The sequence below is a fragment of the Variovorax sp. GW823-FHT04F07 genome (assembly GCF_058795995.1).
The window spans coordinates 1,145,661-1,166,000 of the sequence record NZ_JBXAIG010000001.1; the positions used below are offsets into that span (position 1 = coordinate 1,145,661).

The 20,340-nt window shown below is 68.1% G+C and carries 19 protein-coding genes and 1 tRNA gene; 16 read left to right on the forward strand and 4 right to left on the reverse strand.

The window, feature by feature from the left end; translation table 11 throughout:
• Positions 1-214: 214 nt before the first annotated feature.
• From AC1RAA_RS05385 to AC1RAA_RS05435, 11 genes are all read left to right on the forward strand, one after another.
• Complete coding sequence (locus tag AC1RAA_RS05385; protein ID WP_492726976.1) at positions 215-2,239, forward strand: AAA family ATPase; 2,025 nt, start codon at positions 215-217, stop codon at positions 2,237-2,239.
• Between the two features lie 43 nt (positions 2,240-2,282).
• Positions 2,283-3,629, forward strand: a complete 1,347-nt coding sequence (gene argA / locus AC1RAA_RS05390; RefSeq protein WP_062470199.1) for an amino-acid N-acetyltransferase — start codon at positions 2,283-2,285, stop codon at positions 3,627-3,629.
• 28 nt (positions 3,630-3,657) lie between these two features.
• Entirely contained in the window at positions 3,658-4,305 is a 648-nt protein-coding gene (locus AC1RAA_RS05395; protein ID WP_492726978.1) for a LysE family translocator, read from the forward strand.
• 123 nt (positions 4,306-4,428) lie between these two features.
• Positions 4,429-5,415: a DUF3829 domain-containing protein gene (locus AC1RAA_RS05400; RefSeq protein WP_492726981.1), complete on the forward strand. Its 987-nt coding sequence runs from the start codon at positions 4,429-4,431 to the stop codon at positions 5,413-5,415.
• Positions 5,416-5,473: 58 nt separating this feature from the next.
• Positions 5,474-6,685: a succinyldiaminopimelate transaminase gene (gene dapC / locus AC1RAA_RS05405; protein ID WP_492726982.1), complete on the forward strand. Its 1,212-nt coding sequence runs from the start codon at positions 5,474-5,476 to the stop codon at positions 6,683-6,685.
• Between the two features lie 49 nt (positions 6,686-6,734).
• Complete coding sequence (gene dapD, locus AC1RAA_RS05410) at positions 6,735-7,568, forward strand: 2,3,4,5-tetrahydropyridine-2,6-dicarboxylate N-succinyltransferase (protein ID WP_062470187.1); 834 nt, start codon at positions 6,735-6,737, stop codon at positions 7,566-7,568.
• Between the two features lie 88 nt (positions 7,569-7,656).
• Positions 7,657-8,805 (forward strand): PilT/PilU family type 4a pilus ATPase, encoded by a 1,149-nt coding sequence (locus AC1RAA_RS05415; protein WP_062470184.1) that lies wholly within the window; start codon positions 7,657-7,659, stop codon positions 8,803-8,805.
• A 25-nt stretch (positions 8,806-8,830) separates the two neighbouring features.
• On the forward strand, positions 8,831-10,018 hold the full coding sequence (gene dapE / locus AC1RAA_RS05420) for a succinyl-diaminopimelate desuccinylase (protein ID WP_492726984.1): 1,188 nt from the start codon (positions 8,831-8,833) through the stop codon (positions 10,016-10,018).
• Positions 10,015-10,896, forward strand: coding sequence for a 50S ribosomal protein L3 N(5)-glutamine methyltransferase (gene prmB, locus AC1RAA_RS05425; protein WP_492726987.1), 882 nt, complete (start codon positions 10,015-10,017; stop codon positions 10,894-10,896). The genes dapE and prmB overlap by 4 nt, the downstream gene beginning before the upstream one ends.
• 141 nt (positions 10,897-11,037) lie before the next feature.
• Entirely contained in the window at positions 11,038-13,041 is a 2,004-nt protein-coding gene (locus tag AC1RAA_RS05430; RefSeq protein WP_492726989.1) for an ABC-F family ATP-binding cassette domain-containing protein, read from the forward strand.
• Between the two features lie 90 nt (positions 13,042-13,131).
• Positions 13,132-13,644 carry a hypothetical protein gene (locus tag AC1RAA_RS05435; protein ID WP_139701662.1) on the forward strand — a complete coding sequence of 171 codons (513 nt, stop codon included), beginning with the start codon at positions 13,132-13,134 and terminating at the stop codon, positions 13,642-13,644.
• A gap of 28 nt (positions 13,645-13,672) precedes the next feature.
• Here the strand turns inward: AC1RAA_RS05435 and AC1RAA_RS05440 are convergent, their stop codons facing one another.
• Positions 13,673-13,903 (reverse strand): helix-turn-helix domain-containing protein, encoded by a 231-nt coding sequence (locus AC1RAA_RS05440; RefSeq protein WP_062470169.1) that lies wholly within the window; start codon positions 13,901-13,903, stop codon positions 13,673-13,675.
• A gap of 70 nt (positions 13,904-13,973) precedes the next feature.
• Between AC1RAA_RS05440 and AC1RAA_RS05445 the strand changes: the two genes are divergently transcribed.
• The 3 genes from AC1RAA_RS05445 to AC1RAA_RS05455 all read left to right on the forward strand — a co-directional run bounded on the left by AC1RAA_RS05445 (position 13,974) and on the right by AC1RAA_RS05455 (position 16,640).
• Positions 13,974-14,699: a helix-turn-helix domain-containing protein gene (locus AC1RAA_RS05445; protein WP_101491719.1), complete on the forward strand. Its 726-nt coding sequence runs from the start codon at positions 13,974-13,976 to the stop codon at positions 14,697-14,699.
• 540 nt (positions 14,700-15,239) lie between these two features.
• On the forward strand, positions 15,240-15,473 hold the full coding sequence (locus AC1RAA_RS05450) for a hypothetical protein (protein ID WP_369628980.1): 234 nt from the start codon (positions 15,240-15,242) through the stop codon (positions 15,471-15,473).
• Between the two features lie 102 nt (positions 15,474-15,575).
• Positions 15,576-16,640 (forward strand): asparaginase, encoded by a 1,065-nt coding sequence (locus tag AC1RAA_RS05455; protein WP_492726993.1) that lies wholly within the window; start codon positions 15,576-15,578, stop codon positions 16,638-16,640.
• A 15-nt stretch (positions 16,641-16,655) separates the two neighbouring features.
• Here the strand turns inward: AC1RAA_RS05455 and AC1RAA_RS05460 are convergent, their stop codons facing one another.
• Positions 16,656-17,558, reverse strand: a complete 903-nt coding sequence (locus tag AC1RAA_RS05460; RefSeq protein ID WP_159271704.1) for a LysR family transcriptional regulator — start codon at positions 17,556-17,558, stop codon at positions 16,656-16,658.
• A gap of 121 nt (positions 17,559-17,679) precedes the next feature.
• Between AC1RAA_RS05460 and AC1RAA_RS05465 the strand changes: the two genes are divergently transcribed.
• Together AC1RAA_RS05465 and AC1RAA_RS05470 are read left to right on the forward strand one after the other, a co-directional pair.
• The gene (locus tag AC1RAA_RS05465; protein ID WP_492726994.1) at positions 17,680-18,387 is read left to right on the forward strand and encodes a type 1 glutamine amidotransferase domain-containing protein; all 708 of its coding nucleotides are present in this window, start codon (positions 17,680-17,682) and stop codon (positions 18,385-18,387) included.
• 15 nt (positions 18,388-18,402) lie between these two features.
• Positions 18,403-19,260, forward strand: coding sequence for a type 1 glutamine amidotransferase domain-containing protein (locus AC1RAA_RS05470; protein ID WP_492726995.1), 858 nt, complete (start codon positions 18,403-18,405; stop codon positions 19,258-19,260).
• Positions 19,261-19,338: 78 nt separating this feature from the next.
• Here the strand turns inward: AC1RAA_RS05470 and AC1RAA_RS05475 are convergent.
• Both AC1RAA_RS05475 and AC1RAA_RS05480 read right to left on the reverse strand, forming a co-directional pair.
• Positions 19,339-19,414: transfer RNA gene (locus AC1RAA_RS05475), tRNA-Lys, on the reverse strand.
• Positions 19,415-19,465: 51 nt separating this feature from the next.
• On the reverse strand, positions 19,466-20,284 hold the full coding sequence (locus tag AC1RAA_RS05480; protein ID WP_235926844.1) for a tRNA threonylcarbamoyladenosine dehydratase: 819 nt from the start codon (positions 20,282-20,284) through the stop codon (positions 19,466-19,468).
• Between the last annotated feature and the right edge of the window lie 56 nt (positions 20,285-20,340).

The following is a 20,340-nucleotide window of genomic DNA, read 5'->3' on the forward strand; positions in this document are numbered from 1 at the left end:
CGGGGTCAAGGCGACCCGCCCGGCCTGACGAAGCCCGCGCGCCGGCTTCAGCTTCCTTCGCGGAACTGAACGCCCATCGCTCGCGCTTCACGGACTGAAGCGCGCCAGCCTGACCTGCACAGCGCCTGCACCACCGCCCTCCCCGCATCTCGCGTGGAGCAGCGGCCGCATTCCTGTTTCCGTGTCCCGAATCATTCGAAGAAAAAAGAACCTCATGTCGCATCCAGACATTTCCCGCGACCTGCACACCACGCTGGCCGAGCGCACGCGCCACCTGCAGGCCATCGCCCATTCGCTGAAGGCCGAGCTGTTCGGCATCGACGAGATCATCGATCGCGTGATCGATTCGCTGCGCGCCTGGTACGTGCTGCCGCAGCTCATCAGCCGCCCGGTCGTCATCTGCCTGTGGGGCCTGACCGGCACCGGCAAGACGCAACTCGTGCGGCGCCTGGCGCAGCACCTGGGCTTTTACGACCGCTTCATCGAAGTGCAGATGGACGGCTTCAGCCACGGCTCGGGCCACCGCACCGCCGGCTCGATCTCGGCCATGCTGGCCGAGTCGGGCATCGCCGAGGGCGCGCCCGGCATCCTCGTGCTCGACGAGTTCCAGCGCTTTCGCACCGTGGACGCCAACGGCAAGGAAGCGCGCGTGGAGCGCTACCAGGACGTGTGGGCGCTGCTGTCGGACGGCCGCCTGCCGCCGTCGCTGTCGGTGCTCAGCGAGATCGAGTCGTCGCTGGCCTGGGCCGAGTACGACCAGGACCGCCGCACCGATGACGACGACGAGGAAGACGAAGAGGACGACGGCGCCAAGGCTGGCAAGACCAAGCGCAAGCGCCGCCTGCAGCTCTCGCCCTGGGAAGCGCAGGAGTTCAAGCGCTGCCTGAAGCTGCGCGAGTCGCTGCTCGAAATCATGACCTGGAAGCCCGACGAGATCCAGGCGCGGCTGCGCGCCTTCCGCGCCTCGCAGGACAACTGGGAAACCGACTACTCCAAGCTGCTGGTCTTCGTCTCGGGCAACCTCGACGAGATGTACGCCGAGACCGCCAAACGGGTCGAAGACTGCGACACCGACGCCGACATCTTCCACGCGCTGACGAAGAAGCTCTCGCTCATCGACGTGAAGAAGGCGCTGGCCGAACGCTTCAAGCCCGAGCAGGTCGCGCGGCTGGGCAACAACCACGTGATCTACCCGTCGTTCAGCCGCGCCACCTACGTGCGCCTGATCCTGTCGATCTGCGACCGCTACGTGAGCGAGATCCAGGAAAGCTCGGGCGTGCGCTTCGTGCTCGACGCGAGCGTGTACGAGCAGATCTACGCCAACGCCGTGTTCCCGGCGCAGGGCACGCGGCCGCTGTTCTCGTCGATCCACGCGATCCTGAGCGCGACGCTGGTCAATGCCGCGCTGTGGGCGCTCGAACAGGGCGCGCACGGCAGCGAGCCCGTGTGGTTGATGCTCGACCCCGGCGAGGTCACGCCCGGCGGCCCGCGCCTGGTCGCGCGCTTCCGGCTGGCGCGGCGCGAGTTCCCGGTGGCGCTGGAGCTGAACCGGCTCAAGCAGCGCGCCAACGCCGACTTCCGTGCGCTGCTCGCGGTGCACGAGGCCGGCCATGGCCTGGTGTACGCCCTGCTCTTCGGCCGCGCGCCACAGGAGATCCGCATCAACGTGGCCTCGTTCGAGGGCGGCTACAACAGCTACGTGAAGCGCAAGGCCTGGTCCAAGCGCAACCTGCTGGACAGCGTGTGCGTGAGCCTGGCCGGCCGCGCGGCCGAGCGGCTGGTGTTCGGCGAATCGGGCTGCACCACCGGCGCCGAGCGCGACCTGATGCAGGCGACCGCGACGGCGGCGCGCCATGTGCGCCACCTGGGCTTCGGCACCCGCTGGAGCCGCACCGACGTGACGACCGATTCGAACGACAACCTCAACACCGACGTGGCCGCCACCAACCGCGAGATCGAGGCCATCCTGGCGCGCGAACACACCCGCGCGCTGGGCCTGCTCGAAGCGCACGCCACCGCCTTCATGGCGGTGGTCGATGCGCTGATGGCGCACGGTTCGATCGCGCCGGACGAGCTCGCCGGACTGCTCGGCCTGCCGCTGGCACCGGCCGCGCCGGCGGGGGCGCCCGAGGCGGCGGTGGAGCCGCTGGACGCCTACGCCGACCAGCTCGAGGCCTTCAAGGCCCGCGGCACGCCCGCCGCGGCCGGGGCCGGCCGGCTGCTGCGCGCCCTGGCATGACGCGCTGCACCAAAACCTTGCCAAGAATGCACAATCACGCCCCATGTCCACCGTCTTCAATTTCACCTTCGTGCCTTGGTTCCGCTCGGTCGCGCCCTACATCCACACGCACCGCGGCAAGACCTTCGTGGTCGCCCTGGCGGGTGAGGCCATCGCGGCGGGCAAGCTGCAGAACATCGCGCAGGACCTGGCCCTGATCCAGAGCATGGGCGTCAAGATCGTGCTGGTGCACGGCTTCCGCCCGCAGGTCAACGAGCAGCTGGCGGCCAAGGGCCACGAGGCGAAGTACTCGCACGGCATCCGCATCACCGACGCCGTGGCGCTCGACTCGGCGCAGGAGGCCGCGGGCCAGCTGCGCTACGAGATCGAGGCCGCCTTCAGCCAGGGCCTGCCCAACACGCCCATGGCCGGCTCGACGGTGCGCGTGATCTCGGGCAACTTCATCACCGCGCGCCCCGTGGGCGTGGTCGACGGGGTGGACTTCAAGCATTCGGGCCTGGTGCGCAAGGTGGACGCGGCCGGCATCCGCCGCACGCTCGACTTCGGCGCGATGGTGCTCATGTCGCCCTTCGGCTTCTCGCCGACCGGCGAGGCGTTCAACCTGACGATGGAAGAAGTGGCGACCAGCGTGGCCATCTCGATCCAGGCCGACAAGCTGATCTTCCTGACCGAAGTGCCGGGCATCCGCGTGGACAGCGAGCTGCCCGAGAGCGAGGACAACCCGATCGACACCGAGCTGCCGCTGGCCGCCGCCGAGAAGCTGCTGGCCTCGCTGCCGCCCGCGCAGAAGCCGACCGACACCGCCTTCTACCTGCAGCACTGCGTGAAGGCCTGCAAGGGCGGCGTGGAGCGCAACCACATCCTGCCGTTCGCGCTCGACGGCTCGCTGCTGCTCGAGATCTACGTGCACGACGGCGTGGGCACCATGGTGATCGACGAGAAGCTGGAGAGCCTGCGCGAAGCCACGGTGGACGACATCGGCGGCATCCTGCAGCTCATCGAGCCCTTCGAGCGCGACGGCACGCTGGTCAAGCGCGACCGCACCGAGATCGAGCGCGACGTGGGCCACTACACGGTGATCGAGCACGACGGCGTGATCTTCGGCTGCGCGGCGCTGTACCCGTACCCCGAGGCGAAGACCGCCGAGATGGCCGCGCTCACGGTGTCGCCGCAGTCGCAGTCGCAGGGCGACGGCGAACGCATCCTCAAGCGCATCGAGCACCGCGCCAAGGCCATGGGCCTGGAAAGCATCTTCGTGCTCACCACCGTCACGATGCACTGGTTCCTCAAGCGCGGCTTCCAGCAGGTCAACCCCGACTGGCTGCCCGAGGCGCGCAAGCGCAAGTACAACTGGGACCGCAAGAGCCAGGTGCTGGTCAAGAAGATCTGAGTCTACCCGCAGAAAGAAAGACGCCCCGATGACGCTCGCCACCGCCCTGCTGTTCGCCATCGTGGCCTTCGCCGCCATTGCCACGCCCGGCCCCACGGTGCTGCTGGCCCTGAGCAACGGCTCGCGCCACGGCGTGCGACGGGCGCTGCCGGGCATGCTCGGTGCGGTGCTGTCCGACTTCGTGCTGGTCGGCGCCGTGGCGCTCGGCCTGGGCGCGTTGCTGGCGGCTTCGGAGTTCTGGTTCTCGATGCTGAAGTGGGTGGGCGCGGTCTACCTGGCCTGGCTCGGGCTGCGCATGCTGCGCTCCCAGGGCGGCTTCCAGCTGCCGAGCGCGGACGCCGCGGCCACCGTCACGGCGGTCGAAAGCCGGCGCATCTTCTTCAAGTCGTTCCTGGTGGCGGTGACCAACCCCAAGGGCTACATCTTCTGCTCGGCGCTGCTGCCGCAGTTCATCGACCCGGCCGCCGCGCAGGCGCCGCAGTACCTGATCATTGCGCTGATCTTCGCGGGGCTGGACATGGCGGTGATGCTGGCCTACGCCTTCGTCGGCGCCCGCGCGATCCGGCTGCTCACGGTGTCGGCCACGCGCTGGATCGACCGCGCCTGCGGCGGCATGCTGCTGGTGCTGGCGGGCTCGCTCGCCTTCTACCGGCGCAGCGCGGCCACCGCCGTCTGACCCATCCCGCGCCCCTCGACCGCTGTCCTCAGGCAGCGGCGCTCCTCCCCACGATGTTTTTCCGGCAAGCCGCCATCCCGCGGCCTGCCCGTGCTGCTTTTTTTCAACGGAGGAAATGAAAGAATGAAGAACTACCAAGCCCTGCTGGGTGCCACCCTCGTCGCCGTGTCGGCGCTCGTCGCGGGCTGCGGCGACAAGGCGGACAAGACCGCCCCGCCCGCTTCCGCCGAAGCCAAGCCGGCCGGCAACGACCAGCAGCAGCTCGTCGAGAAGTACAACCTCTACGTCGACGTGTCGAACAACCTGCGCACCTCGTTCCAGGAAGCCCGCGAAAGCTACGTGACCGGCCAGGTGCCGCTGTTGCAGGCCAAGGCGCCGCTCACCAGCCTGCGCATCCAGAACGACATCCTGGTCGACCGCTCGGCCAAGAAGCTCGATGCCGCCGCCGCCATCGCCGCGCCGCTGCCCGAGATCGACGAATCGGCCAAAGCCTTCTCGGCCGCGCTCAAGGTGCTGTCGCCGCTGAGCCGCGAGCTGAACGACTACGCCAATTCCAAGGGTTACCTCGCCGACAACGGCGACAAGGCCCGCCAGATGAGCGCCGACTACCTGGCCGCGCTCACCACCGTCGCGCAGGCCGAAGCGGCCTTCGACAAGGGCCTGAGCGCCCGCGACCGGGCGCTCACCAGGGAAGCCTTCGAGAAAGCGCCCAAGGACACCGCCGCCTACTACCGCGCCGGCCTGATCTACCACGGCAAGCTCAACCACGCCGACGCCATGGCGCTGTTCGCCGCGCCCAACGACCCGCAGGCGCTGGCCGCCTTCGAGGCCTCGCTGGCGCTGGTGGCCGACTCGGCCGCAGGCTGGAGCAAGAAAACCAGCGAGCAGTCGACCCAGAACGGCAAGAGCTGCAGCGGCGGCATGCTGCAGATCAACGAGTTCATCGGCCAGTCGCGCTCGGTGATCAAGGACACCAAGGACGGCGTGTTCAAGCGCAAGGAAACCGGTGCGATGGCCCGCATGGGCCGCTCGGCCATCGTCGACGCGGCCAACCGCTACAACCAGAACTTCGCCAACATGATCGGCCAGTTCAACCGCCCGCTTTGCTGAGCGGGCCAAGGGGCGCGGGGCGTGCGGGCCGCCCTGCCCGTCGCCGATAATCCGGGGCATGAATCCCTTGCTTGCCAAATTGCAGCCGTACCCGTTCGAGCGGCTGAAGCAGCTGTTCGCAGGCGTCACGCCCGCCCCCGAATTCGCCCCCATCAGCCTGGGCATCGGCGAGCCCAAGCACGCCACGCCGGCCTTCATCAAGGACGCCTTGAGCGCCGGTCTCGGCGCCCTTGCCGCCTACCCGGCCACTGCCGGCGAGCTGAAACTGCGCACCGCCTTCACCCATTGGCTGCATCGCCGCTACAGCCTGACGCTCGACCCGGCCACCCAGGTGCTGCCGGTCAACGGCTCGCGCGAGGCGCTGTTCTCGCTCGCCCAGACCGTGGTCAACGCCAGCGCCCACCCGAAGCCGGTGGTGATGTCGCCCAACCCGTTCTATCAAATCTACGAGGGCGCGGCCCTGCTCTCGGGCGCCGAGCCGTACTACGTGCCCAGCGTGCCCGCGCGCAACTTCGCCGTCGACTGGGACAGCGTGCCCGACGAGGTCTGGGCCCGCACCCAGCTCGTGTTCGTCTGCTCGCCGGGCAATCCCACGGGCGCGGTGATGTCTCTGGACGAGTGGAAGAAGCTCTTCGCGCTGTCCGACCGCCACGGCTTCGTGATCGCCGCCGACGAGTGCTACAGCGAGATCTACTTCCGCGACGAGCCCCCGCTGAGCGGCCTGGAAGCCTCGATGAAGCTCGGCCGCCCCGACTTCAAGAACCTCATCGCGCTCACCTCGCTGTCCAAGCGTAGCAACGTGCCCGGCCTGCGCAGCGGCTTCGTGGCCGGCGACGCGGCGCTCATCAAGGGCTTTTTGCTCTACCGCACGTATCACGGCAGCGCCATGAGCGGCGCCGTGGCCGCCGCCAGCATCGCGGCCTGGGGCGACGAGTCGCACGTGGTCGACAACCGCGCCCAGTACCGCGCCAAGTTCGCCGCCGTCACGCCGCTGCTCGAACCCGTGCTCGACGTGCGCCTGCCCGACGCCAGCTTCTACCTCTGGGCGGGCGTGCCCGAAGTGTGGGCTGGCGACGACGAAGCCTTCGCCCGCGCGCTCTACGCTCAATACAATGTCACGGTTCTGCCGGGGAGCTATCTGGCGCGCGACACCGACCACAGCGCCAACCCGGGCCGCGGTCGCATCCGCATGGCGCTGGTGGCCGAAACGGCCGAGTGCGTCGAGGCCGCCCAGCGCATCGTCCAGTTCGTCAAAGACGGCCGCCGCTGACCCCCTGTCGCCCCGCTTCCCTGCCCCTTTTTCACCCGAGACTCTCTCCATGACACAGCAACTGCAACAAATCATCGACGCCGCGTGGGAAGACCGCGCCAACATCTCGATCAACGCCGCCCCCGCCGAAGTGCGCGACGCCGTCGAGCACGTGATCACCGAGCTGAACAACGGCAAGCTGCGCGTCGCCACCCGCCAGGGCGTGGGCCAGTGGACCGTGCACCAGTGGATCAAGAAGGCCGTGCTGCTGTCGTTCCGCCTGAAGGACAACGAGCAGATCCAGGCCGGCTCGCTGGGCTTCTACGACAAGGTGCCGACCAAGTTCTCGCACCTGTCGGCCGCCGAGCTGAAGGAATCGGGCGTGCGCATCGTGCCGCCGGCCGTGGCCCGCCGCGGCAGCTTCATCGCCAAGGGCGCGATCCTGATGCCCTCGTACGTGAACATCGGCGCCTACGTGGGTGAAGGCTCCATGGTCGACACCTGGGCCACCGTCGGTTCGTGCGCGCAGGTCGGTGCCAACGTGCACCTGTCGGGCGGCGTGGGCCTGGGCGGCGTGCTCGAGCCGCTGCAAGCCAACCCGACCATCATCGAAGACAACTGCTTCATCGGCGCGCGCTCCGAAGTCGTCGAAGGCGTGATCGTCGAAGAGAACTCGGTGCTGGGCATGGGCGTGTACCTGGGCCAGAGCACCCCGATCTTCAACCGCGACACCGGCGAGATCTCGTACGGCCGCGTGCCCGCCGGCAGCGTGGTCATCAGCGGCAGCCTGCCCAAGAAGACCAAGTCGGGCCAGGACTACAGCACCTACGCTGCAGTCATCGTGAAGACGGTCGACGCACAGACGCGTTCGAAGACCAGCCTGAACGACCTGCTGCGCGACTAAAACGCACCCACCACCGGCCGCCTGCTTCAACGCGCGCGGCCGGTTCGCTTCTTCCCTGAGAAAAAAACAGCACCGAGGAGAGAGACCGATGAACATGATGGAACGGATTCTTCGTTTGATGGCCGAGCGCAAGGCCTCCGACATCTACCTCTCGGCCCACTCCCCGGTGATGATCCGCATCAACGGCAACTGCCTGCCCATCAATGCGCAGGTGCTGCCGCCGACCGCGCCGCTGGCGCTGCTGTCGGAAGTGGTGCCCGAAGCCCGCATCCAGGAACTGGAAAACACGGGCGAACTCAACATGGCCGTCGCCCTCGAAGGCGCCGGCAACTACCGCATCAGCGCCATGCGCCAGCGCGGCAGCTACGCCGTGGTGGTGCGGCACATCGCCTCGGTCATCCCCAGCTTCGACGACCTGAACCTGCCCGACATCCTGAAGTCGCTCATCATGGAAAAGCGCGGGCTGATCCTGATGGTGGGCGCCACCGGCGCCGGCAAGACGACCACGCTGGCCTCGATGCTCGACTACCGCAACGAGCACGCCAGCGGCCACATCCTCACGGTCGAAGAGCCGATCGAGTTCACCTACACCAACAAGAAATCGCTGGTGAACCAGCGCGACGTGGGCAGCGACACCACCTCGCTGCAGGTGGCCCTGAAGAACGCGCTGCGCCAGGCGCCCGACGTGATCCAGATCGGCGAAATCCGCGACCGCGACACCATGACGGCCGCCATTGCCTACGCGCAGTCGGGCCACCTGTGCGTGGCCACGCTGCATGCCAACAACAGCTACCGCGCGCTGAACCGCATCCTGAGCTTCTTCCCGGTCGAGGTGCGCCCCACCCTGCTGGGCGACCTGGGCTCGGCGCTGCGCGCCGTGGTGTCGCAGCGCCTGCTGCGCACGCCGGCCGGCGGGCGCGTGCCCGCGCTCGAAGTGATGCTGAACACCGCACTGGTGGCCGACCTGATCGAAAAGGGCGACTTCTCCGGCGTCAAGGAGGCCATGGAGCAATCGATGGCCGAAGGCTCGCAGACCTTCGAGGAAGACATCGCCCGCCTCATCACCGAGGAGCGCGTGACCCGCGAAGAAGGCCTGGCCAACGCCGACTCGCCCACCAACCTGATGTGGCGCCTGCAGAACCGCGACGCGCCCAAGAAGCAGGCCGAGGATCGCGACCTGACCGACCAGCTCGACGAACCGACTTTCACCGACATCACGCTCGACGTGAAGTTCTGACCGCCCCTTAATCCCCGCTCCCTCGATGTCCCGTACGCTCCAGCTCGCCGAACAACTGATCTCGCGCCCTTCCGTCACCCCCGACGACGCGGGTTGCCAACAGATCCTGGGCGAACGCCTCGCCGCGCTGGGCTTCACGCTGGAAACCATCGAGAGCGGCCCGGCCGATTTCCGGGTCACCAACCTCTGGGCCGTGCGCCGCCCCACCAACGGCAAGCCGACCAAGACGCTGGTCTTCGCCGGCCACACCGACGTGGTGCCCACGGGCCCGCTCGACCAGTGGAGCAGCCACCCGTTCACGCCCACGCACCGCGACGGCAAGCTCTACGGCCGCGGCGCCTGCGACATGAAGACCTCGGTCGCGGCCTTCGTGACCTCCATCGAAGAATTCCTGCAGGGCGAGCCCGACCCGGCGCTCACGCTGGCCCTGCTGCTCACCAGCGACGAGGAAGGCCCCGGCGTCGACGGCACCGTGATCGTCTGCAATGCGCTGGCCGCGCGCGGTGAAACCATCGACTACTGCATCGTCGGCGAACCCACCTCGGTCGCGCGCTGCGGCGACATGATCAAGAACGGCCGCCGCGGCACCATGAGCTGCAAGCTCACGGTGAACGGTGTGCAGGGCCACATCGCCTACCCGCACCTGGCGAAGAACCCGGTGCATGCGGTGGCGCCCGCGCTCGCCGAGCTGGTGGCGATCAACGCCGCCGGCGGCTGGGACGCGCAGAGCAACCCCTACTTCCAGCCCACCAGCTGGCAGATCAGCAACTTCCACGCGGGCACCGGCGCGAGCAACGTGATTCCGGGCAGCGCGGTGATCGACTTCAACTTCCGTTTCTCGACCGAATCGACGCCCGAGTCGCTGCAGCAGCGCGTGCATGCCGTGCTCGACGCGCACGGCGTCGACTACACGTTGACCTGGACCGTCGGCGGCCTGCCCTTCCTGACCACGCCCGGCGAACTCGTCACGGCGGTGCAGGCGGCGATCCGCGAAGAGACCGGCCTGGACACCGAGCTGTCGACCAGCGGCGGCACCAGCGACGCGCGCTTCATCGCCAAGATCTGCAAGCAGGTCGTCGAGTGCGGCCCCGTGAACGCCAGCATCCACAAGATCGACGAGCACATCGAGGTCGCCGAGATCGAGACGCTGAAGAACATCTACCTGCGCACGCTGCGCGGGCTCGACGCGGCGCTCGCCCAGGGCGCGCGATGAGCACGGTCATTGAACTGATCGAAGCCGGCGCCAAGCGGCTCGAAGACGCCGGCGTGGCCTTCGGCCACGGCACCGCCAACGCCTTCGACGAAGCCGCCTGGCTCGTGCTGTGGCGCCTGAAGCAGCCGCTGGACGACCTCGACGCGGTGGCTGACACCCCCGTGTCGCAAGCCGACGCTGCCAAGGTGGCCGCCCTCATCGACGAGCGCATCGCCACGCGCAAGCCCGCCGCCTACCTCACCAAAGAGGCGTGGCTGCAGGGCGTGCCCTTCTACGTGGACGAGCGCGCCATCGTGCCGCGCAGCTTCATTGCCGAGCTCATCGCCGACGGCAGCATCGACTACTGGCTGGGCGAGCACACACAGCGCGTGCTCGACCTGTGCACCGGCAACGGCAGCCTCGCGGTGCTCGCGGCGCTCACCTACCCAGATGTGACGGTCGATGCCGCCGACTTGTCGACCGAAGCGCTCGAAGTGGCCGCGATCAACGTCACGCGCCACGCACTCGACGCCCGCGTCAAGTTGATCGAATCGGACGGCCTGAAAAGCGTGCCCGGTACGTACGACCTCGTGCTGTGCAACCCGCCCTACGTGAACAGCGCCAGCATGGCCGCGCTGCCCGCCGAATACCGCGCCGAGCCCGAACTGGCGCTGGCCGGCGGCACCGACGGCATGGACTTCGTGCGGCAACTGTTCGCCGACGCGCCCGCCCGCATGAGCGAGCAGGCCGTGCTGGTGCTGGAAATCGGCAACGAGCGCGATTATTTCGAGGCGGCGTTTCCGCAGCTCGAGGTGGTCTGGCTCGAAACCTCGGCCGGTGAAGACCAGGTGTTGCTGGTCACCCGGACGGCGCTGCTGGCCGGCGCCGGCGTGCGTTAGCGACGCCCGCCGCCCCCGCTTCACCGCCTTGCACGCAGCCTCCGGGCTGCGCCCCCTTTCATCGGGCGATGTCCGCCTTTGCCCCTTCGCGCCGGGTCGCCGAAGGCCGGGCGGGATAATCGCCCCTACGGTTCCTCACTCATGATCACTCTCAAAAACGTCATTCTTCGCCGCAGCGCCAAGAAACTGCTGGACGGCGCCACCGTCAATCTCAACCCCGGCGAGAAGGTCGGCCTGGTGGGACGCAACGGCGCCGGCAAGTCGTCGCTGTTCGCGCTGTTCAACGGCACGCTGCACGAAGACGGCGGCGACTTCTACATTCCCAAGCAGTGGCGCATGGCCCAGGTCGCGCAGGACATGCCCGAGACCGAGGAGTCGGCCACCGACTTCGTGGTCGGCGGCGACACCCGCCTGACCGAGCTGCGCGCCACGCTGGCCGCCATCGAGGCCGCCTACGCCGAGAACCCCGACGACGCCGACATCGGCATGGAGCTGGCCCACGCCTACACCGACCTGGCCGATGCCGGCGAGCACGACGCCGTGCCGCGCGCGCAGGCGCTGGTGCTGGGGCTGGGCTTCAAGTCGCACGAGCTCGACGAGCCCGTCAACAGCTTCTCGGGCGGCTGGCGCATGCGCCTGCAGCTGGCCCGCGCGCTGATGTGCCCGAGCGACCTGCTGCTGCTCGACGAACCGACCAACCACCTGGACTTGGACGCGCTCGTGTGGCTCGAAGCCTGGCTGCAGAAGTACGCCGGCACCATGATCGTCATCAGCCACGACCGCGAGTTTCTCGACGCCGTGACCGACGTCACCCTGCACATCGCCAACGCGCAGCTCACGCGCTACGGCGGCAACTACAGCAAGTTCGAAGACATGCGCGCGCTGCAGATGGAGCAGCAGCAGGTGGCCTTCAGCAAGCAGCAGGACAAGATCGCCCACCTGCAGAAGTTCATCGACCGCTTCAAGGCCAAGGCCAGCAAGGCCAAGCAGGCGCAAAGCCGCGTCAAGGCGCTGGAGCGCATGGAGAAAGTGGCGCCGCTGCTGGCCGAGGCCGACTTCACCTTCGAGTTCAAGGAGCCGGGCAACATCCCGAACCCGATGCTCTCGATCGACAACGCCAGCTTCGGCTACGAGGTTGAAGGCGAAGCGCCCAAGACCATCCTGCGCGGCGTCAGCCGTTCGGTGCTGGCGGGCCAGCGCATCGGCATCCTGGGCGCCAACGGCCAGGGCAAGTCGACGCTGGTGAAGACCATCGCGCGCGAAATGGGCGCACTGGCCGGCCAGGTCACCGAAGGCAAGGGCCTGAACATCGGCTACTTCGCGCAGCAGGAACTCGACGTGCTGCGCCCGCAGGACAACCCGCTCGAGCACATGGTGCGCATGGCGCGCGAACTCGGCAGCAATGCCAAGGAAGCCACCGGCGAGCAGGCCCTGCGCGGCTACCTGGGCAGCTTCAACTTCAGCGGCGACATGGTCAAGCAGCCCGTGGGCACCATGAGCGGCGGCGAAAAGGCCCGCCTCGTGCTCGCGATGATGGTCTGGCAGCGCCCCAACCTGCTGCTGCTGGACGAGCCCACCAACCACCTGGACCTGGCCACCCGCGAGGCCCTGGCCGTGGCGCTCAACGAGTTCGAAGGCACGCTGATGCTGGTGAGCCACGACCGTGCGCTGCTGCGCTCGGTGTGCGACGAGTTCTGGCTCGTGGGCCGCGGCGTCGTCACCGACTTCGACGGCGACCTGGACGACTACCAGCGCTACCTGCTCGACGAATCCAAGCGCCTGCGCGAAGAGGCCAAGGTGGCCGTGCGCGAAGCGGACGCCGTGGCGGCGGCTGCTGCGGCCGCCGCAGCGGCCGCGCCAGTGAAGAGCAGCAACACCCCCGAGCAGCGCAAGCAGGACGCCCAGGAGCGCCAGCAGCGCAGCGAGCAGGCCAAGCCGCTGAAGAAGGAAATCGCCAAGATCGACGAGCGCATGGCCGCGGCCAGCGCCGAGCGCAGCACGCTCGAAGCCAAGTTGGCCGAACCGCTGCCGCCCGCCGAGATCGCCGATGCCGGCAAGCGGCTGAAGGCGCTCAACGACGAGATCGCGCAGCTGGAAGAGCGCTGGCTGGCGCTGTCCGACCAGCTCGAAGCGTTGGCGGCATAGCCCCTTGCGCCCGCACGGCCCGGCCGGCTTCCACCGGCGCGGGCCGGGTAGCATGGCACGCTCAGGGAACCCGCCAAGGAGCCACGCTGCATGCCTTCTTCGATCGAACTCGCCCGGGGCGATGAAAAACTCATCGCGGCCATCCACCGCAGCCGACGCCTGATCGGCCGCAAGGCCCTCATGGCCGCCGCCGCCAGCGCCGTGCCGCTGCCCGGCGTCGACTGGATGGCCGACGCGGCGCTGCTGTCGCGCCTCGTGCCGCAGATCAGCGCCGAGTTCGGCCTCTCCGTCACCCAGGTCGAAAAGCTCGCGCCGCACCAGCGCGAGCGCATCCAGAAGGCCGCGACCACGCTGGGCGCCCTGCTCGTGGGGCGGCTCGTCACGCGCGAGCTGCTGATGAAGCTGGCCCGGCACGCCGGCATCCGCCTCACCGCCAAGCAGGCCACCAAGTACGTGCCCATCGCCGGGCAGGTGGTGTCGGCCGCGCTCGGCTATGCCGCGCTGCGCGCGCTGGGCGAACAGCACATCAAGGACTGCGTGCGCGTGAGCACCACGCTGGCCCTGACGCCGCCCGAGCCCGCCGAACGGCTCAAGCCGGCCTGATCCGGTCACTTCCGGCTCAGTGGCCGGCTCAGTCGCCGGCTGGCGGCGGCCCGTAGTGCGGGGCCGGCCGCAGCGCCTCTTCCTTCATGCGCTGCTCATAGGCGGCCAGCAGCGCGACGTAGTGGCGCGACATCACGTCGCTCACCCGCCCCAGCCCGATCTTGCTCACCGTGGGCTGCGGAATGCCGGTGCGTTCCTGGATCTGCTTTTGCGTCAATCCGAGCGCTCGCAGAGCCTGCACCAATTCGCGTGGCTTCATATCGATCCTCCCTTTTTTTCCTATTTTAGAGTCCAATACGAATATTCATCTGCGCTTGAATCTCCACCCCATGGAGACTATTGCTTCACGTGCCCTGGCCGCACGCAAATTCGCCAAGATGACTCAGAAGCAGGCCGAGGCCGCTTCGGGCGTCAAGCAGTCGAGCATCTCGAAGATCGAGCGTGGCGACACCAGCCGGTCGATGAGCGTGCTCGCCCTGGCACGCGCCTACCGCGCCGACCCCAACTGGCTCGACACCGGCGACGGCCCCGCCCCGTGGGACGAGGTGCAGATCCGCCTGGCGCGCGACAACGCGCACGAGCCGCCCGGCCCCTACCGCGTCACCCGCATCCCGCCCGCGGGCCCGGGCTTCGCGCCGCAGACGCCCGGCACCGTGCCGCTGATCACGTGGGAGCACGCGGGCGAATGGCGCGGGGCCGAATCGCCACCCCGGCCCACGCTGGCCGAACGCTGGATTCCCTGCATCGCGCACCACAGCGCCGGCACCTACGCGCTGCGCGTGCGCGGCGACAGCATGACCTCGCCGCACGGGCACCTGAAGAGCTACCCGGCCGGATCGATCATCTTTGTCGACCCGCAGCACACCACGCCCGACGACGGCGAGCGCGTGATCGCCAAGCTTGACGACGACACCAGCGGCGAAGTCACCTTCAAGGTCTACAAGGCCGACGCGGGCCGCCGCTGGCTGCTGCCGCTGAACCCCGCGCACGAAGCCGTGCGCGTGCCCTTCACCGTGCTGGGCACCGTGATCGGCAAGTGGGAAGACGAAGACTGAAGGCCCAAAGGGCCTCTTTTCGCGAGGTCAGGTTGCGTACAGATTCGCCGGGCACAGTGAGGTTTCTCCCGGTGGCTTGCACCTCTGATCCTCCCTCCTCCAGCAAGTCACCTTCCAGCCCGCCCTCGTGCGGGCTGTTTTTTTGCCTGCACCGCTGCGCGCCGGGCGGCGGCTTTTGATGGGGTCGATTCTTTCTGGTATATAATTCGCGGTTGCCTGAAACGATCGGGCATTTGCCTGGCCAGGCAAGCTGAATCTCATACCAGCGCGTCGAAGTCATAGCGACGAGAAAAACAACAATGACTTCCGCAAACGAATCTTTGCCGTAGCGTGGACCGCGTAAGAGTTCACGACCACATTCCGACAAAAGCCCTCCTCGCGAGGGCTTTTTCATTTCTGCGCGCTGGCGCCCCCAAGGCGTCCGCCTTCCGTCAACCCCTCTTTTTTCCTACACGGTGTAACGGAATGCGACCTACGCAGTACCACGCGGGCCCAAGAGACGATTCGTTCACTGTCAGCACAGGGAACAAAGGGAATCACATGAGCCTCAGGGACATCCGCGAACGCTACGGCGTCAGCTTCGAAAGAGGAGCCCGCGTCATCTGCGGCGGCCGGCTCGGCACCGTCGCCGGCGCGAGCAATTCGCACATCCGCATCAAGTTCGACGGGCGCCAGATCAGCAGCCCGTGCGATCCCCTGGAGGTTCAGCCCTGCCACGAAGGCGCCGTGAACCTCGCAGCGCAGACCACGCAAGACTGGCACGCCCCGGCGTAGCCCCGCCTGCGTGCCCGATGGGGCACATCTTCCTGGGCGTCCACGGTGTGGCGCAGCCGTCGCGTAGCATCGGCGCGCACCCTCACACCGCCAAGGAAACCCATGAAGACTCTGAAGAGGACACTCGCACTTGCGACGATCGGCCTGGCAGCCGTGGCCACGTCGGCGCAGGCACAGACGCAGACGCGACCCGTCGTGCAGTTCATCGCCACGGGCGGCACCATCGCGATGAAGATCGACCCCGTCACCAAGGGCGTGGTGCCCGCGATCTCGGGCGACGACCTGATGCAGACGGTGCCCGACGCCGGCAAGTACGCGACCATCGAGGTCAACAACTTCTCGGCCATGTCGTCCAACTACATCGAGGCGAAATGGTGGACGCGCCTGACCAAGGCGGTCGACGACGCGCTCGCGCGCCCCGAGGTGGCCGGCGTCGTCATCGCGCACGGCACCGACACCATGGAAGAAACGGCCTACTGGCTGGACCTGACCGTCAAGTCCGACAAGCCGGTGATCCTGATCGGTGCGCAGCGCAATGCCTCGTCGCCCGACTTCGACGGCCCGCGCAACCTGCTCAACGCCATCCGCATCGCCACCACGCCCGAAGCGCGCGGCAAGGGCGTGATGCTGGCGATGAACAACCAGATCAACGCGGCACGCAACGTCACCAAGACGCACACCGCCAACGTCGAGACCTTCAATTCGGGCGACTTCGGTTTCCTGGGCGAAGTGTGGGACGACAAGGTCGTCTTCACGCGCGCGCCGCTGCGCCGCCAGCACATCGACATCGGCAGCGCAGAGATGCCGCGCGTGGAAATCGTCGCCATGTTCGGCGGCGCCGACGGCTCGCTGATGCGCTACGCCGTCGACCAGGGTGCCAAGGGCATCGTGGTGCAGGCAGTGGGCATGGGCAACATGAACGTCTCGATGTTCGAGGCGCTCAAGTACGCGCTGTCCAAGGGCGTGCCGGTGGTCGTCTCCACGCGCGTGCACAACGGCCGCACGCGCCCGGTCTACGGCTTCGTGGGCGGCGGCAAGACCAGCGACGAGGCCGGCGCCGTGATGGCGGGCGACCTGAGCCCGCAGAAGGCACGCCTGCTGCTCATGCTCCAGCTGCAACGCGGCGTCACGAGCAAGGCCGAGCTGCAGGCCGCGTTCGACCGCTGAGCCCCGCGCACCGCGTCAGGCCGGCGCGCCAGCCAACGCATCGATCAGGGCGCGCGAGGCGGACGACAGCCGCCGGTGCGGCGCATAGATCACCGACACCGGCCGCGAACGCCCGCACGCCGGCGCCAGCACCTCCACCGCGCGGCCCTGCGCGAACAGCGGGCGCGCGATGAAGTCGTAGGTCTGGCAGATCCCGAGCCCGCTCAGCGCGAGCGCAACCACGCCCAGCACATCGTCCGACACCTGGAGGCTGCCGTGCGGCGTCCAGTCCACGTCCCGCCCGTCCTCCTGAAGAATCCACGGCGCCACGCGGCCGGTGCTGGGCATCACGAAAGGCAGGCAGGCGTGCTGCGCGAGGTCACCGATGCGCGCCGGCATGCCTGCACGCGCGATGTAGTCCGGCGCGGCCAGCAGGCACATCGGCGCGTCCTCGAGCTTGCGCCCGACCAGGCCGCTGTCGGGCAACGGACCCATGCGGATCGCGAGGTCGTAGCCCTCGGCCACGAGGTCGACGTTGCGGTTGGTGATGTTCAGCTCGACGCGCACCTGCGGGTGGCGGGTGCAGAACGGCTGCAACAGCGCCGGCAGCCGGTGATGGGCGTAGGTGGTGGGCACGCTCAGGCGCACGCTGCCCGTCAGCTCGTCGCCCTGCCCCTGCATCGCGCGCTCGGCATCGTCGATGAGCGCGAAGGCCGCACGCGACTGCTCCAGGTACAGCCGCCCCTGCTCGGTGAGGCTCAGGCGCCGCGTCGTGCGGCGCAGCAGCTGCACGCCCAGCCGCGCCTCCAGGCGCGTGATCGCGCGGCTGAGCACCGAGGGCGTCGTCGCCAGCGCCACGGCGCCGGCCGTCATGGAGCCCTTCTCGACCACGGTGACGAAGGTTTCCACATCCCCGAGGTGATCGAATCGGCGGCTCATCTTGTCTCCTGAAGAACAAATGTTTTCCCGACCGGCCAGTTTATCGCCGGAGAGGCAATCAATACATTCGATCTCAAGGGCCACATGGCCCGGCCTCTTCACCCTTCTCCAGGAGCTACAGATGACTTCCACCACCACCGCCCCGTCGATCCGCCCCGTCCTGATGGTGCTCACCAGCCACGGCACCAAGGGCGCCACCGGCGGCGAGCCGACGGGCTTCTACCTCGGCGAACTGACCCACCCGCTGGCCGAACTCGAGGCGGCCGGCATCCCCTTCGAACTCACATCCATCCAGGGCGGCGAACCGCCGGTCGATGGCCTGGACCTCGGCGATGCGGTCAATGCGCGCTACTGGAACGACAGCGCCTTTCGCGAGGCCCTGCGCCACACGCAGCGCCTGGGCGATGTCGACGCGTCAAAGTACAGCGCGATCTTCTTTGCCGGCGGGCACGGCGCGATGTGGGACTTTCCGACGAGCCCCGACGCAGCGCGCGTGACCCGCGAGGTCTACGAAGCGGGCGGCGTGGTGGGCGCGGTGTGCCACGGCCCCGCGGCGCTGGTCAACGTGACGCTCGGCAACGGCGCCTACCTGGTCGCGGGCAAGAACCTCAGCGCCTTCACCGACGACGAAGAACGCGCCGTCGGCCTCGCGCAGACCGTGCCCTTCCTGCTCGCCACCACGCTCGTGCAACGCGGTGCGCACCACCACCCGGCGCCCGACTGGACGGCGCAGGTCGTGGTTGACGACCGGCTCGTCACGGGGCAGAACCCGCAGTCGGCTGCGGGTGTCGGCGCGGCGATGCGCGAACTGCTGCTGCGCCAGAACTGAAAGGAAAGAACTTCCATGAACGCTCTCCACAAACTCGCCGCCGTCGCGGCCCTCGGCATGGCCGCGCTCGGCGCGCAGGCCGCCAACGTGCTGGTCGTGCTGTCGGATGCCGACCACCTCGACCTGAAGGACGGCAAGGTCTTCGCCACCGGCTTCTATCTGAACGAGCTGATGCAGCCTGTAAAGCTGCTGCTCGACGCCGGCCACCAGCTGACCTTCGCCACGCCGCTGGGCAACGCGCCCACCGTGGACGCGTCGTCGGTCGACAAGATGTATTTCGATGGCGACGAAGCCGCCCTCAAGCGGCACAAGGCGCTGCTCGACAAACTGAAGCTCACCTCGCGCACGGACTCGCCGGTGATCAGCCTGTCGCGCGTGGCGCAGATCGGCTACGCCCGCTTCGACGCCGTCTATGTGCCGGGCGGCCATGCGCCCATGCAGGACCTGCTGACCAGCCCCGCGCTGGGCCGGCTGCTCGCGGACTTTCATGCACGCCACAAGACCACGGCCCTCGTGTGCCACGGCCCGATCGCACTGCTCTCGACCTTGCCCGACGCACAGGGCTTCACGAACCGGCTCGCGGCGGGCGGCACGGTCGAGCAACGCCCCGACTGGATCTACGCCGGCTACCGCATGACCGTGATCAGCAACCAGGAAGAGGAGCTTGCCAAGGCGGCGCTGCAGGGCGGCACGATGAAGTTCTATCCGCAGACCGCGCTGCAGCAGGCCGGCGGCGCCTACAGCAGCAACCAGGCGCCGTTCACGCCGAACGTGGTGATGGACCGCGAGCTCATCACCGGGCAGAACCCGGCGTCTGCGCTTGGCGTGGGCCGCGAGCTGCTCAAGCGGCTCAGGCAACAGCCGGCGTCCTGACCGCCTGCCTGGCGTCGGACCCAAGAAAAAAGCCAGCTGTCGGGTGACAGCTGGCTTTTCATGTTTCGCATGGCTCGGTGGTAGGACGTACTGGATTCGAACCAGTGACCAACGGATTAAAAGTCCGCTGCTCTACCAACTGAGCTAACGTCCCGGAACCATTTTTCTTGCTTCTTGCCGACGTTGAATCCAGCAAAGCCTTGGATTATAGCGTGGTGTTTCTCGCAATTTCGTCGAGCACCCACCCTGCCGCACATTGACCGAAGGTGGCGGTCACGCTGACCACCGATCCGTAGCCGTGGCAGTTGAGCGAACCGTCGCCCGCATCGATCTGGCAGGACGCATCGGGCGGTGCCACGCTCTCGCGGCTGAACACGCAGGCCAGGCCGATCTTGCGGCCTTCACGCGGCGCGCCGTGCAGCTTGCGCAGCCGCTGGCGAAGCTGGGCCAACAGCGGGTCGTGGGTGACGAGCGACAGGTCGTCGATGTCGACCTTGTGCGCCTGCCGCTTGCCGCCCGCCGCACCGACCGTGATGAATGCGGTGCTGCGCGACACGGTGCGCGCCCAGGCGGCCATGGCGAGCTTGGCCTTCACCTGGTCGCAGGCGTCGATGACGGCATGGACCGGCCCGTGGGCGGCCTGCGCGGTCTCGAGCAGCGATGCCCAGTTGTCGGGCTCGACGAACTCGTCGATGGCGAGCACCTGGCAGTCGGGGTTGATCTGCGCGATGCGCTCGCGCATGGCCTCGACCTTGGCCTGCCCAACGGTCGAGTCGAGCGCGTGAATCTGGCGGTTGATGTTCGACTCCGACACGTGGTCGAGGTCGATGAGCGTCAGGCGCCCCACCCCACTGCGTGCCAGCGCCTCCACGGCCCACGAGCCCACGCCACCGATGCCGACGACGAGCACATGCGCGTGGCGGATGCGCGCGGCACCGGCTACGCCGTACAGGCGCTCGAGGCCGCCGAAGCGGCGCGCAAAGTCAGGCGCCGCGGTGTCGGTGAGGACATCCGCGGCGGCCATGGGGAGGGACGAGGCTTCTTCAGCCGAAGGCATCATCGAAGCACTCTCACACGCCG